12 protein-coding genes are annotated in these 12,971 nt (G+C 68.4%); 10 read left to right on the plus strand and 2 right to left on the minus strand.

Going from position 1 to position 12,971, the window contains the following annotated elements; genetic code table 11:
• Window positions 1–20 precede the first annotated feature (20 nt).
• The 9 genes from AK36_RS20285 (at window position 21) to AK36_RS20325 (ending at window position 9,654) form a co-directional block, all read left to right on the plus strand.
• Window positions 21–2,615: a DNA polymerase III subunit gamma/tau gene (locus AK36_RS20285; RefSeq protein ID WP_045579055.1), complete on the plus strand. Its 2,595-nt coding sequence runs from the start codon at window positions 21–23 to the stop codon at window positions 2,613–2,615.
• 114 nt (window positions 2,616–2,729) lie between these two features.
• Window positions 2,730–3,056: a YbaB/EbfC family nucleoid-associated protein gene (locus AK36_RS20290; RefSeq protein WP_006755698.1), complete on the plus strand. Its 327-nt coding sequence runs from the start codon at window positions 2,730–2,732 to the stop codon at window positions 3,054–3,056.
• A gap of 40 nt (window positions 3,057–3,096) precedes the next feature.
• On the plus strand, window positions 3,097–3,693 hold the full coding sequence (recR, locus tag AK36_RS20295; protein WP_011884980.1) for a recombination mediator RecR: 597 nt from the start codon (window positions 3,097–3,099) through the stop codon (window positions 3,691–3,693).
• Window positions 3,694–3,741: 48 nt separating this feature from the next.
• Window positions 3,742–4,947, plus strand: a complete 1,206-nt coding sequence (locus AK36_RS20300; protein ID WP_011884979.1) for a CaiB/BaiF CoA transferase family protein — start codon at window positions 3,742–3,744, stop codon at window positions 4,945–4,947.
• A 255-nt stretch (window positions 4,948–5,202) separates the two neighbouring features.
• A complete protein-coding gene (gene surE, locus AK36_RS20305; RefSeq protein ID WP_011884978.1) occupies window positions 5,203–5,964 on the plus strand; it encodes a 5'/3'-nucleotidase SurE in 762 nt (253 codons plus the stop codon).
• Window positions 5,961–6,890 (plus strand): protein-L-isoaspartate(D-aspartate) O-methyltransferase, encoded by a 930-nt coding sequence (locus AK36_RS20310; protein ID WP_011884977.1) that lies wholly within the window; start codon window positions 5,961–5,963, stop codon window positions 6,888–6,890. Before surE ends, AK36_RS20310 begins: the two co-directional genes overlap by 4 nt.
• Before the next feature lie 5 nt (window positions 6,891–6,895).
• Entirely contained in the window at window positions 6,896–7,777 is an 882-nt protein-coding gene (locus AK36_RS20315; RefSeq protein WP_011884976.1) for a peptidoglycan DD-metalloendopeptidase family protein, read from the plus strand.
• A gap of 11 nt (window positions 7,778–7,788) precedes the next feature.
• Window positions 7,789–8,874 carry an RNA polymerase sigma factor RpoS gene (rpoS, locus tag AK36_RS20320; RefSeq protein WP_011884975.1) on the plus strand — a complete coding sequence of 362 codons (1,086 nt, stop codon included), beginning with the start codon at window positions 7,789–7,791 and terminating at the stop codon, window positions 8,872–8,874.
• Between the two features lie 3 nt (window positions 8,875–8,877).
• Window positions 8,878–9,654 (plus strand): 3'-5' exonuclease, encoded by a 777-nt coding sequence (locus AK36_RS20325; RefSeq protein WP_011884974.1) that lies wholly within the window; start codon window positions 8,878–8,880, stop codon window positions 9,652–9,654.
• A 39-nt stretch (window positions 9,655–9,693) separates the two neighbouring features.
• On the opposite strand, the gene AK36_RS20330 is transcribed toward AK36_RS20325, so the two are convergent.
• The gene (locus AK36_RS20330) at window positions 9,694–10,548 is read right to left on the minus strand and encodes an endonuclease/exonuclease/phosphatase family protein (protein WP_045579056.1); all 855 of its coding nucleotides are present in this window, start codon (window positions 10,546–10,548) and stop codon (window positions 9,694–9,696) included.
• A 260-nt stretch (window positions 10,549–10,808) separates the two neighbouring features.
• Here AK36_RS20330 and rlmD point away from each other — a divergent pair, with 260 nt between their 5' ends.
• Window positions 10,809–12,113 carry a 23S rRNA (uracil(1939)-C(5))-methyltransferase RlmD gene (gene rlmD, locus AK36_RS20335; RefSeq protein ID WP_034195427.1) on the plus strand — a complete coding sequence of 435 codons (1,305 nt, stop codon included), beginning with the start codon at window positions 10,809–10,811 and terminating at the stop codon, window positions 12,111–12,113.
• Between the two features lie 63 nt (window positions 12,114–12,176).
• Here the strand turns inward: rlmD and AK36_RS20340 are convergent, their stop codons facing one another.
• Window positions 12,177–12,875 carry a Bax inhibitor-1/YccA family protein gene (locus AK36_RS20340; protein ID WP_011884971.1) on the minus strand — a complete coding sequence of 233 codons (699 nt, stop codon included), beginning with the start codon at window positions 12,873–12,875 and terminating at the stop codon, window positions 12,177–12,179.
• Between the last annotated feature and the right edge of the window lie 96 nt (window positions 12,876–12,971).

Genomic DNA, 12,971 nt, shown 5'->3' on the forward strand with positions numbered 1-12,971 from the left:
GTTACTGATACAATTTCCCGATGACCTATCAAGTTCTCGCACGCAAGTGGCGTCCGAAGGATTTCGCTTCGCTCGTCGGCCAGGAGCACGTCGTCAGGGCGCTCACGCACGCGCTCGACGGCGGGCGTCTCCATCACGCCTATCTGTTTACCGGGACCCGCGGCGTCGGCAAGACCACGCTGTCGCGGATCTTCGCGAAGGCGCTCAACTGTGAAACCGGCGTCACGTCGCAGCCGTGCGGCGTGTGCCGCGCGTGCCGCGAGATCGACGAAGGCCGCTTCGTCGACTACGTCGAGATGGACGCCGCGAGCAACCGCGGCGTCGACGAAATGGCCGCGCTGCTCGAGCGCGCGGTGTACGCGCCGGTCGATGCGCGCTTCAAGGTCTACATGATCGACGAAGTGCACATGCTGACGAATCACGCGTTCAACGCGATGCTCAAGACGCTCGAGGAGCCGCCGCCGCACGTCAAGTTCATTCTCGCGACGACCGATCCGCAGAAGATTCCCGTCACCGTGCTGTCGCGCTGCCTGCAGTTCAATCTGAAGCAGATGCCGGCCGGCCACATCGTGTCGCACCTCGAGCGGATTCTCGGCGAAGAGCAGATTTCGTTCGAGCAACAGGCGCTACGCCTGCTTGCGCGCGCGGCGCAGGGCAGCATGCGCGATGCGCTGTCGCTGACCGACCAGGCGATCGCGTATTCGGCGAACGAAGTGACCGAATCGGCGGTGTCGGGCATGCTCGGCGCGCTCGATCAGACCTACATGGTGCGTCTGCTCGACGCGCTCGCGGCCGGTGACGGCCCCGAAATCCTCGCGATCGCCGACGAGATGTCGCTGCGCAGCCTGTCCTTTTCGACGGCGCTGCAGGATCTCGCGAGCCTGCTGCATCGGATTGCATGGGCGCAGTTCGCGCCGGGCTCGGTGCTCGACGAATGGCCGGAGGCGGCCGACCTGCGCCGGTTCGCGCAGACGCTGAGCCCCGAGAAGGTTCAGCTGTTCTATCAGATCGCAACGGTCGGGCGCGCGGAGCTCGGCTTGGCGCCCGACGAATATGCGGGCTTCACGATGACGCTGCTGCGGATGCTCGCGTTCGAGCCGGCTGTCGGCTCGGGCAGCGCGCCCGGTGGTGAGCCCGCCGTGCCGCGTGGGGTGCCGGCGGCTGCGCCGCGCGCGGCTGCTGCTGCTGCTGCCGCTGCTGCCGCTGCGACGCCGCGTGCTGCGGTATCGGGCGGGGCAGGCGAAGCGGCGCGTCCGCAGGCCGCCGCGCCGGTTGTGCCTGCGGCGCGTTCGGCGTCGGCTCAATCCACCGCGCCGGCCAAATCTTCGGCACCGAATCAATCTTCGGCGCCGAGCCAATCTTCGGGATCGAGCCAATCCACGGCATCGGACCAATCCACGGCATCGGACCAATCCACGGCATCGAACCGATCCGCGGCATCGGCACAGTCCGCGACACCGGCACAATCCCCGGTGCCGACCCAGTCACAGGCGCCGGCCGAAACCCCGGCACCGGCCCAATCCGCCGACGCAGCCCCTACGCCCGCCGCGAACCCTGCTGCTGCGCAAGCACCGGTAGTGGCGACGCCTGAAGCACCGGTCGCTGCTTCCGCTCAAGCCGCGTCGGCAGCGTGCACCGCACCGGCAAACGATGCACGTCCGTCGGCGCCGTCAGAGCCTGACGCGCCCGCTGTCGCATCGCGCAGCGCCGCCCCCGCACCGTCCACCGCGCCGGCACCGTCCACCGCGCCGGCCGAGCCTGCGCCGGCCGAGTCGGCGCCGCGTGCCTCCGCCCGCGGCGGCGCGGCCGCCGCGCTCGACGTGTTGCGCAACGCGGGCATGCGCGTGTCGTCCGAACGCTCGCGGCCCGGCGCCGCGCCGAAGGCAGCCGCCGCACAACCGGCGGCCGAAAAGCCCGCGCCGTCGCGTCCGGCCGTCGTGGTGCCCAGTCCACGTGCCGCCGCCCGCGCGCCGCAGCCTGCCGATGCGCGCCAGGCGCCGCCGCCGTGGGAAGACATTCCGCCCGACGAATACGTGCCGCTGAGCGCCGACGAGATGTTCGGCGCCGCGGCCGATGACGGCTTCGTGCCGGTATTCGACAGCGGCCCGGACGACCTGCGCATCGCGCCGAAGCCGGCGGAAGCGCGGCCGTCGGCGCCGCTCGACACGCGTCCGCTGCCGCCCGCGATCGCGCTCGATGCGATCGGCTTCGACGGCGAATGGCCGGCGCTTGCCGCACGGCTGCCGCTGAAGGGCGTCGCGTATCAGCTCGCGTTCAACAGCGAGCTGACGGCCGTCGATGCGACTACGTTGAAGTTGTCGGTGCCGGTGCCGCAGTATGCGGACGCTGCCCAGGTCACGAAGCTGAAGGCCGCGCTCGCCGATGCGCTCGGCAAGCCCGTGGAGGTTCTGGTCGAGGTGGGGCCGGCGCGGCGCACGGCGGCGGCGCTCGACGCGGCCGCGCGCGCGGCGCGCCAGCGCGAGGCTGAGCAGGAGATCCACGGCGATCCGTTCGTCCAGCAGCTGATGCGCGAGTTCGGCGCGCGTATCGTCGACGGCTCGGTGCGCCCGCTCGCGGATGCCGCGCCGGACGGCGCGTCGCCGACCTTGCATTGAACTGCATCGAACCGCATTGAACGATAAGCACCGCGACAGGCACAATCACGCCCGCACACATTGACCGGCACGCGCCGCGTGCCGGTTTTCACACGATCAAGAAGGAGTATTCCCATGTTGAAAGGCAACCTCGCCGGACTGATGAAGCAAGCGCAGCAAATGCAGGAAAACATGAAGAAGATGCAGGAGCAGCTTGCGCAGATCGAAGTCGAAGGGCAGTCGGGCGCCGGCCTCGTCAAGGTGACGATGACCTGCCGCAACGAAGTGCGTCGCGTCGCGATCGATCCGAGCCTGCTCGCGGACGACAAGGACATGCTCGAGGATCTGGTCGCCGCCGCGTTCAACGATGCGGTGCGCAAGGCCGAAGCGACGTCGCAGGAAAAGATGAGCGGCATGACGTCGGGCCTGCCGCTGCCCCCGGGCTTCAAGCTGCCGTTCTGAGCGCAGCGTCCATTCAGCCCGCTCAGCTCTCTGCCGCCGCATGAAACAGCCGTCCGCCCTGTCCTCGCTCGTCGAAGCGCTGCGCGCGCTGCCCGGCGTCGGGCCGAAGTCCGCGCAGCGCATCGCGTATCACCTGATGCAGCACGATCGGGAGGGCGCCGAGCGGCTCGGCCGGTCGCTGCTGTTCGCGACCGAGCACCTGCAGCACTGCGAGAAGTGCAACACGTTCACCGAGGCGCAGATCTGCGAGGTGTGCAGCGACGACGAGCGTGATCCGACGCTGCTGTGCGTCGTCGAGACGCCCGCCGACCAGATCATGCTCGAGCAGACGATGACGTACCGCGGGCTGTACTTCGTACTGATGGGGCGACTGAGCCCGCTCGACGGGATCGGCCCGAAAGAAATCCACTTCGACCGCCTCGTGCGGCGCGCGTCCGACGGCGTCGTAAAGGAGGTCGTGCTCGCGACCAACTTCACGAACGAAGGCGAAGCGACCGCCCATTACCTCGGCCAGACGCTGAAGGCGCGCGGGCTCGCGGTCACGCGCCTCGCACGCGGCGTGCCGGTGGGCGGCGAGCTCGAATACGTCGACGCGGGCACCATCGCCCGCGCGATGCTCGACCGCCGCACGATGTAGGCCGGACGCCGCCGCCCCGCGGCGTCGTTCCTCATGCCAGGGAGACACATGAGCACCACCCAGGGCCCGCTCGCGGGCGTCAAAGTGCTCGAATTCGGGACGCTGATCGCGGGGCCGTTCGCGTCGCGCCTCTTTGCCGAATTCGGCGCTGAAGTCATCAAGATCGAGGATCCGAACGGCGGCGATCCGCTGCGCAAGTGGCGCAAGCTGTACCCGGAACAGGGCGGCACGTCGCTGTGGTGGTCGGTCCAGGCGCGCAACAAGAAATCGGTCACGCTGAACCTGAAATCCGAGGCCGGCAACGCGATCGCGCGGCAGCTCGCGCGCGAGGCCGACATCGTGATCGAGAACTTCCGCCCCGGCCTGCTCGAGAAGCTGGGCCTCGGCTACGACGTGCTGTCGGCCGAGAACCGCGGCCTCGTGATGGTGCGCCTGTCCGGCTACGGGCAGACCGGCCCGTACCGCGACCGGCCCGGCTTCGGCGCGATCGCCGAGTCGATGGGCGGCTTGCGCCACATCACCGGCTATCCGGACATGCCGCCGCCGCGCATCGGTATCTCGATCGGCGACTCGATCGCGGCGCTGCACGGCGTGATCGGCGCAATGATGGCGCTTCACCATCGCAACGTGAACGGCGGCGCGGGGCAGGTCGTCGACGTCGCGCTGTACGAAGCGGTGTTCAACATGATGGAAAGCGTGGTGCCCGAGTACGGCGTATACGGCATGGTGCGCGAGCGCACCGGCGCGTCGCTGCCCGGCATCGTGCCGTCGAACACCTATGCGTGCCGCGACGGCAGCATCGTGATCGGCGGCAACAGCGATCCGATCTTCAAGCGGCTGATGAAGGCGATCGGGCGCGACGACCTCGCCGACGATCCCTCGCTCGCCAGCAACGACGGGCGCGTGCCGCGCACGCAGGAAATCGACGATGCGATCGCCGCGTGGCTCGCGCCGCGCACGATCGACGACGCGCTCGCCGTGCTCAATGCGGCGGACGTGCCGGCCGGGCGCATCTACAGCGCGGCCGACATGTTCACCGATCCGCAGTTCATCGCGCGGCAGATGATCCAGCGCTTCAAGCTGCCCGACGGCACCGAGATTCCGCTGCCGAACGTCACGCCGAAGCTGTCGGACACGCCGGGCGAGACGCGCTGGCTCGGTCCCGAACTGGGCGAGCATACGGACGAGGTGCTGCGCGGTCTCGGCTACGACGCGCAGGCGATCGCCGCGCTGCGCGAGGCGGGCGCGATCTGAGCGGCGCGTGAGCGTGGTTCGGGCCTCGGCCGCGCCGCTTGCGGACCGCGCGCGTTCGCAGCGCGCGGCCCGACCGGGAACGGTGACGGGAGTCCGCCGAGCGATGCACGAAACGTCCGGCGGATCGGCATTTTCCCGAGTGCGGCGAACGCCGCCGCGCGATGCGGCGGCGCACCGTAACGGCGCTGCCCGCGCCGGGCCGGTCGGCGCCGGACTGTCGCTCTCGCGCCATCTTTCCTCGGTTACAATCGCCGGATGCGAATCCTACTCAGCAACGACGACGGCTATCTCGCCCCCGGTCTCGCCGCGCTCAGCGACGCGCTGCAGCCGCTGGCCGACGTCACGGTCATCGCGCCCGAGCAGAATTGCAGCGGCGCATCGAATTCCCTGACGCTGTCGCGGCCGCTGTCGGTGCAGCGCGCAGCCAATACGGGTTTCTTCTACGTGAACGGCACGCCGACCGACTCGGTGCACGTCGCGTTGACCGGGATGGCCGACGCGCGGCCCGACCTCGTCGTCTCGGGGATCAACAACGGCCAGAACATGGGCGAAGACACGCTCTACTCGGGGACGGTCGCGGCCGCGACCGAAGGCATCATGTTCGGCGTGCCGGCCATCGCGTTCTCGCTGGCCGACAAGGGCTGGGCGCATCTGGCGGACGCGGCGCGCGTCGCCGCCGAAATCGTCGCGCACTATCTCGCGCACCCGCTGCCCGGGCAGCCGCTGCTGAACGTCAATATTCCGAACCTGCCGTACGACGCGCTGAAAGGCTGGCAGGTCACGCGCCTCGGCAAGCGCCACCCGTCGCAGCCTGTTATTCGCCAGACCGATCCGCGCGGCGAACCGGTCTACTGGATCGGCGCGGCCGGTGCGGCGCTCGACGCCAGCGAGGGCACCGATTTCCACGCGATTGCAAACGGTTTCGTATCGATCACGCCGCTGCAACTCGACCTCACGCACACCCAAATGCTGCCCGCGACGCGCGACTGGGCGCGCGCGGCAGGGCGGGCTTCATGAGCGGCGAGCGCGCGAAGCGGTTTCCGCTCGCGCTCGAAGATCTCAAGCGAGCGCCACGCAAATCCGACGGTCGGGCCGGCGAACGCCATGCGGCAATCGCGGCGCCGAAGGCCGCCGACAAGCCGGCCGCCGTGCCGAAGCCGGTCGCGCTGAAGCCCGGCGTCGCGCGCATGCCGCCCGGCACGGCCGCCGCGAAGCCGGCCACCGCGCTGAAGCCGACCGTGCCGAAGCCCGCGATGCCCAAGCCGATCGCCGCGAACGCCGCACCGGCCGGCGCGTTCGCGCTCACGTCGGAACGCGTGCGCGAGCGCATGGTCGAACGCCTGCGCGCGAACGGCGTGACCGATCCGCGCGTGCTGGACGCGATGGCGGCGGTGCCGCGCCATCTGTTCGTGGACGCGGGCCTCGCGACGCAGGCCTACGAAGATTCCGCGTTGCCGATCGGCCATCAGCAAACCATTTCAAAGCCGTCGGTGGTCGCGCGCATGATCGAGCTCGCGATGGCCGGCCGCACGCTCGAGCGCGTCCTCGAGATCGGCACCGGTTGCGGCTATCAGGCCGCCGTGCTGAGCCACGTGGCGCGCGACGTGTATTCGATTGAACGCATCAAGCCGCTCTACGAGCGCGCCAAGCTGAACCTGCGGCCGCTGCGCGTGCCGAACATCCGTCTGCACTACGGCGACGGGCGGGTCGGGCTGCCGTCCGCGGCGCCGTTCGACGCGATCGTGATCGCGGCGGCCGGGCTCGACGTGCCGCAGGCGCTGCTCGAGCAGCTCGCGATCGGCGGGCGACTCGTCGCGCCGGTCGGCGCGCAGAGCGGGCAGCCCCAGGTGCTCACGCTGATCGAGCGCGTCGCGCACGCGCAGTGGCGGGAGTCGCGGCTTGATCGCGTTTTCTTTGTCCCTTTAAAATCCGGAGTGATTTGAAACCGATGAGTATGTTGCGCGTGATGCAAAACAACCGAACCAGGGAACCGCTCACGTTCGCGCAGCGCGCGATCTGTGTGGCCGCGTTCTCCACGCTGCTGGCCGCCTGTGCGACGCGGCTCGACAACGCGCCCGTCGTCGACCGCTCCGGTTCGCTCGGCACGACCGCCGCCACGCAGCCGGCGGTGCCGCTCGGTCCGCCGCCGCCCGGCTTCTATCGCGTGAAACCCGGCGACACGCTGTACCGGATCGCGCTCGAGAACGGGCAGAACTATCGCGACATCGCCGCGTGGAACAACCTCGCGAACCCGAACCAGATCGAAGTCGACCAGTTGCTGCGCGTCGCCCCGCCGGGCGGCTCAGCGACGGCCGGCGCGCCGGTCGCCGCACCGATCGGCGGCGCGGCCGTGACGACCGCGCCGCTGAGCAGCGGCCCGGCGACGCCGGCAGCCGGTTCGTCGTCGGCGAGCACGCCGCCGTCGGCCCCGGCAGCCAGCGATGGCGCGGCAGCGCCGAGCGGTCCCGTCACGTTTGCGTGGCCGGTGCGCGGCCCGGTGCTGAACGGTTTCGACGACGCGAAGAACAAGGGCGTCAATATCGGCGGCACCGCGGGCGAGGCGGTGAAGGCGGCGGCCGACGGCCGCGTCGTCTACTCGGGCAACGGCCTGCGCGGCTACGGCAACCTCATTATCATCAAGCACGACGCGACTTACCTCACGGCGTATGCACACAATCGCGCTTTGATGGTAAAAGAGGGGGACGCGGTGACGAAGGGGCAGAAGATCGCCGAGATGGGTAACAGCGATGCCGACCGCGTGATGCTGCATTTCGAGGTTCGCCGGCAGGGCAAGCCTGTCGATCCGCTGAAGTATTTGCCGCCTCAATAACCGAGACGACCATGCCGAAATCGAAGCGCCACGAGCCGCAAGCCGAGTCTGAGAAGATCAGTCGTGCCACGCAAGCATCGGTGAAGCGAGCTGGCGCTTCGACGGACGACGAAGAAGACGTCGCGGAAACCGAAACCGGTCTCGACACGCGCGAGGCCGAAGCCGACGGCGACGACGAACGCGAAGGCCGCGCGGAAGCCGCCCCCGACGTCGACGATTTCCGCGCATTGCTGCAGGCCGAGCTCACGGCCGACACGATCCAGCACTACCTGAACCGTATCAGCGTCAAGCCGCTGCTGACCGTCGAGGAGGAGCAGCGCTATTCGCGTCTCGCGAAAGCGGGCGAATTCGACGCGCGGCAGGTGATGATCGAGCGCAACCTGCGTCTCGTCGTCAGCATCGCAAAGGGCTATCTGAACCGCGGCGTGCCGCTGCTCGACCTGATCGAGGAGGGCAATCTCGGTCTGATGCACGCGATCGAGAAATTCGACCCGACGCGCGGCTTTCGCTTCTCGACCTACGCGACATGGTGGATTCGCCAGAGCATCGAGCGAGCGATCATGAATCAGGCGCGTACCGTGCGCCTGCCTGTGCACGTGATCCGCGAGCTGAACCAGGTGCTGCGCGCGAAGCGCCACCTCGAAAAGAACTCGATGTCGACGGGCGACGCGGCCGAACGCCGCGAAGCCAGCATCGACGACATCGCCTACCTCACCGGCAAGACCGCCGAGGAAGTCACCGACATTCTCGCGCTGAACGAGCACACCGCGTCGCTCGACGCGCCGCTCGATCTCGATCCCGCGAGCAGCCTGCTCGATCTGCTGCCGGACGACCAGAGCCAGTCGCCCGACGCCGAAGTGCAGCACCGCGAGCTCGAGACGCTCACGCGCGCGTGGCTGTCGCGGCTGTCCGACAAGCACCGGCACGTGATCGAACGCCGCTTCGGGCTGAATCACATCGAACCGGCCACGCTCGAGGAGCTGGCCGACGAGATGGGGCTCACGCGCGAGCGCGTGCGGCAGATCCAGCAGGAAGCGCTGGTGCGCCTGAAGCGGTTCTTTGCCTCCAACGGCGTGCGCAAGGACGCCGTTCTGTAATCGATGACTCCGATTCTCGTTTTTGACATCGAGACCATTCCCGATGTCGACGGCATTCGCCGTCTGGAAGACCTGCCCGCGACGCTCGACGATGCGGCGGTGGCCGAGCATGCGTTCGCCGCCCGCCGTGAGAAGACCGGCAGCGATTTCTTGCCGCATCACTTGCAGCGCATCGCGGCGATCTCCTGCGTGTTCCGCGACAACAACGGCTTTCGCGTGCGCTCGCTCGGCACGCCGCAGGACAACGAAGCCGCGCTGGTCCAGTCGTTCTACCGCGTGATCGAGAAATACACGCCGCAACTCGTGTCGTGGAACGGCGGCGGCTTCGATCTGCCGGTGTTGCACTACCGTGCGCTCGTGCACGGCATCCCGGCGACCCGCTATTGGGATCTCGGCGAGGACGACCGAGAGTTCAAGTGGAACAACTACATCTCGCGCTATCACTCGCGGCACACCGATCTGATGGATGTGCTCGCGATGTACCAGGCGCGCGCCAATGCGCCGCTCGACGCGCTGGCGAAGCTGTGCGGCTTTCCGGGCAAACTCGGAATGGACGGCAGCCAGGTGTGGCCGGCATTTCGGGATGGCCGGATCGACGAGATCCGCAACTACTGCGAAACCGACGTCGTCAACACGTATCTGCTGTACTGCCGCTTCCAGCTGATGCGCGGCGGGCTCACGCCGAACGAATACGCGGATGAAATCCTGCTCGTGAAGAACGCGCTCGCACAGGAACCCGCGGCGCACTGGGCCGAATACCTGGCCGGCTTCGACGCCTGAGCACGGGCCGCCGACCGCGCGGCCGCACCGCGTTTGCCCTCAATCGAGTTCGAGCACGACCGGCTGATGATCCGACGCGCGCACGTCGCCGTCGATCTCGCAGCGCGTGATGCGCGGCAGCAGCGTCTCGGTCACGAACACGAAATCGCACGCGAGCGGCCCGTCCGACCATTGCACCGTGTCGTAGACGCCGGCCGTCGGCGGCGGCGTGCGGCCGGGATGGCGCGCGACCCACGCGTCGACGAACGACGGCGCATCGGCGATTGGCTCCAGCATGCGCCGGTACGCGTCGCTGTCGAACGCGCTGTTGAAGTCGCCGCAGACGATCGCGTCGCGCGGCTGCGCCGTCGCGCTGAACGGTCCCGTCGCGTTTTCGGCCGGCGCCGGGTGGTCGGCGTGCGCGCAGGCCTCGCGGTGGCGGGCGCGTAACGCATCGACCTGCGCGAGCCGCTGGCGCGCCGAATAGAACTCGAGGTGCGTCGTCACCACGCGCACGGGGGCCGACGGCGTCAGCAATTCGACCTCGAGCGCGACGCGCGGCATCGACGGCGCACCGGCGTCTGCCGGCCACGGCAGCAATTGCCGCAACACGCGCCCGACCGGCAGGCGCGTCGCGATTGCGTTGCCGAATTGCCGGCGCGGCGCGCCGGGCTCGAGCGCGGGCAGGTCGGCGCCGATCGCATCGACGATCGTATAGCCGGGCAGCAGCGCGGCGAGCTCCGCGAACTGGTCCGGTCCGGGCCCGCCGGGCAGTGCGCCGAAGCCACGCGTGACCTCCTGCAGACACAGCACGTCAAAGTCGCCGAGCCGGCGAGCGGCCGCGACGATGCGCGGCAGATCGACGACGCCGTCGGCATCGCGTCCCCATTGAATGTTCCAGTCGATCAATCGCATGGTCGAGCTCCGAGTTCGATGGCGGCCGGCAGCGCCCGCGCCGCCCGCGGGCCGGGTCGTGTCCGTTGCGCCGGCGCCCGCGCCCGCGCCCGCGCGACGAAAGCGGGCGACGCGGGCTTTCGTCGTCTACAATCTCGCCTTCTTCAACGTTTTGTCAGGAAAAGCTGGTGTCCGAAGCCGTCCCCACTTCTACGCGCAAATCGAAAAATGCGCCCGTCCCGCCCGGGCCTGCCCCGGTGCTCGAGATCGAATCGCTCGACATGGAAGCGCGCGGTGTCGGCCGCACGGCGACCGAGGATGGCACGCCCGGCAAGGTGATCTTCGTCGAAGGCGCGCTGCCCGGCGAGCGCGTGACCTATTCGAGCTATCGCCGCAAGCCGAGCTACGAGCAGGCGACCGTCGTCGACATTCTGCGCCCGAGCGTGATGCGCACGAAGCCGAAATGCGAATTTTTCGGCACCTGCGGCGGCTGTTCGATGCAGCACCTCGACATGCGCGCGCAGGTGGCGATCAAGCAGCGCGTGCTCGAGGACAACCTGTGGCATCTGTCGAAGCTGCGCGCCGAGGCGATGTACGCGCCGATCCACGGCCCGTCGTGGGGCTATCGCTACCGCGCGCGCCTGACCGTGCGCAACGTCGCGAAGAAGGGCGGCGTCCTGGTGGGCTTCCACGAAAAGAAGAGCAGCTACGTTGCCGACATGACGAGCTGCGAAGTGCTGCCGCCGCACGTGTCGGCGATGCTGGTGCCGCTGCGCCGGCTGGTCGAGGGCCTGTCGATCCGCGATCGGATGCCGCAGATCGAGCTGGCGGTCGGCTCGCAGGTGACCGCGCTGGTGTTGCGCGTCCTGGAGCCGATCAATGCCGACGACGAAGCGCTGCTGCGCGCGTTCGCGGACGAGCACAACGTGCAGTTCTGGCTGCAGCCGAAGGGCCCCGACACGGTCGCGCCGTTCTATCCGCTCGACGTGGCGCTCGACTACACGCTGCCGGAGTTCGGCATCCGCATGCCGTTCAAGCCGACCGACTTCACGCAGGTCAACCATCAGATCAATCGCGTGCTGGTCGGGCGTGCGCTGCGTCTGCTCGCGCCGTCGCGCGACGATCGCGTGCTCGACCTGTTCTGCGGGATCGGCAACTTCACGCTGCCGCTGGCGCGCCTGGCGCGCGAGGTGATGGGCATCGAGGGCAGCGAAACGCTGACGACGCGCGCGCTCGCGAATGCGCGCGAGAACGGCGTCGACGGCCATACGACGTTCGCGTGCCGGAACCTGTTCGAAGTGACGGGCGACGATCTGCGCGCGCTCGGCGCGTTCGACAAGTTCCTGATCGACCCGCCGCGCGAAGGCGCGCTCGCGGTGTCCAAGGCGCTCGCCGAGATCGCGCAGAGCGGTGAAGGCCCGCTGCCGAAGCGGATCGTCTACGTGTCGTGCAATCCGTCGACGCTTGCGCGCGACGCCGGGCTGCTCGTCCACGAGGCCGGTTATCGGCTCAAGGGCGCCGGCGTGGTCAACATGTTCCCGAATACGTCGCACGTTGAATCGATCGCGCTGTTCGAGCGCGCTTGAGCCGCGGTCGCGGACGAAAAAAAACCGGCCCGCGGGCCGGTTTTTTCATGGGTGAAGCGAACGTCAGTTGCGGTTGCCGCCGAAGATGCCGAGCAGCGCGAGCAGGTTCGTGAACACGTTGTACAGGTCGAGGTAGATCGCGAGCGTGGCCGAGATGTAGTTCGTCTCGCCGCCGTTGACGACGCGCTGGACGTCGAACAGCATGTACGCGGAGAAGATCGCGATCGCGAGGACCGACACGGTCAGCATCAGCGCCGGCAATTGCAGGAAGATGTTCGCGACCGACGCCAGCAGGATCACGATGACGCCCATGAACAGCCATTTGCCGAGCCCGGAGAAGTCGCGTTTGCTGACCGTTGCGACCGTCGCCATCGCGGCGAAGATGATGCCGGTGCCGCCGAACGCCAGCATGATCAGCGACGGGCCGTTCGAAAAGCCGAGGATGAAGCTGAGCAGGCGCGACAGCATCAGCCCCATGAAGAACGTGAAGCCGAGCAGCACGAATACGCCGGCGGCGCTGTTCTTGGTGCGCTCGATCGCGAACATGAAGCCGAACGCGATCGCGAAGAACGCGAGCAGGCTCATCATCGGGCTGGTGGCGGCGAACAGCGAGAAGCCCGTCGCGACGCCGACCCACGCGCCGAGGACGGTCGGGATCATCGACAGCGCGAGCAGCCAGTACGTGTTCCGCAGCACGCGGTTGCGAACCTCCGCGGTGCTGACGGTGCCGCCGCGGCCGAAATTGTACGGATAGTCGTTCATGGTTTCTCCTAACATTGAACGCACGGGCGTTCGGGGCCGGTTCGGCGCGCGCGGTGTGCGGCGCAGCAAACCGGAGCAGCTATGGCTAAGATACGT

Origin of the sequence: Burkholderia vietnamiensis LMG 10929 (assembly GCF_000959445.1) — a bacterium.
GTDB lineage: Bacteria > Pseudomonadota > Gammaproteobacteria > Burkholderiales > Burkholderiaceae > Burkholderia > Burkholderia vietnamiensis.

What these genes read in the sequence shown, in the direction of transcription:
- AK36_RS20285 (WP_045579055.1), top strand. Translation starts at nt 21, where the DNA reads ATGACCTATCAAGTTCTCGCACGCAAGTGGCGTCCGAAGGATTTCGCT.
- AK36_RS20290 (WP_006755698.1), top strand. Translation starts at nt 2,730, where the DNA reads ATGTTGAAAGGCAACCTCGCCGGACTGATGAAGCAAGCGCAGCAAATG.
- recR (WP_011884980.1), top strand. Translation starts at nt 3,097, where the DNA reads ATGAAACAGCCGTCCGCCCTGTCCTCGCTCGTCGAAGCGCTGCGCGCG.
- AK36_RS20300 (WP_011884979.1), top strand. Translation starts at nt 3,742, where the DNA reads ATGAGCACCACCCAGGGCCCGCTCGCGGGCGTCAAAGTGCTCGAATTC.
- surE (WP_011884978.1), top strand. Translation starts at nt 5,203, where the DNA reads ATGCGAATCCTACTCAGCAACGACGACGGCTATCTCGCCCCCGGTCTC.
- AK36_RS20310 (WP_011884977.1), top strand. Translation starts at nt 5,961, where the DNA reads ATGAGCGGCGAGCGCGCGAAGCGGTTTCCGCTCGCGCTCGAAGATCTC.
- AK36_RS20315 (WP_011884976.1), top strand. Translation starts at nt 6,896, where the DNA reads ATGAGTATGTTGCGCGTGATGCAAAACAACCGAACCAGGGAACCGCTC.
- rpoS (WP_011884975.1), top strand. Translation starts at nt 7,789, where the DNA reads ATGCCGAAATCGAAGCGCCACGAGCCGCAAGCCGAGTCTGAGAAGATC.
- AK36_RS20325 (WP_011884974.1), top strand. Translation starts at nt 8,878, where the DNA reads ATGACTCCGATTCTCGTTTTTGACATCGAGACCATTCCCGATGTCGAC.
- AK36_RS20330 (WP_045579056.1), bottom strand. Translation starts at nt 10,548, where the DNA reads ATGCGATTGATCGACTGGAACATTCAATGGGGACGCGATGCCGACGGC.
- rlmD (WP_034195427.1), top strand. Translation starts at nt 10,809, where the DNA reads ATGGAAGCGCGCGGTGTCGGCCGCACGGCGACCGAGGATGGCACGCCC.
- AK36_RS20340 (WP_011884971.1), bottom strand. Translation starts at nt 12,875, where the DNA reads ATGAACGACTATCCGTACAATTTCGGCCGCGGCGGCACCGTCAGCACC.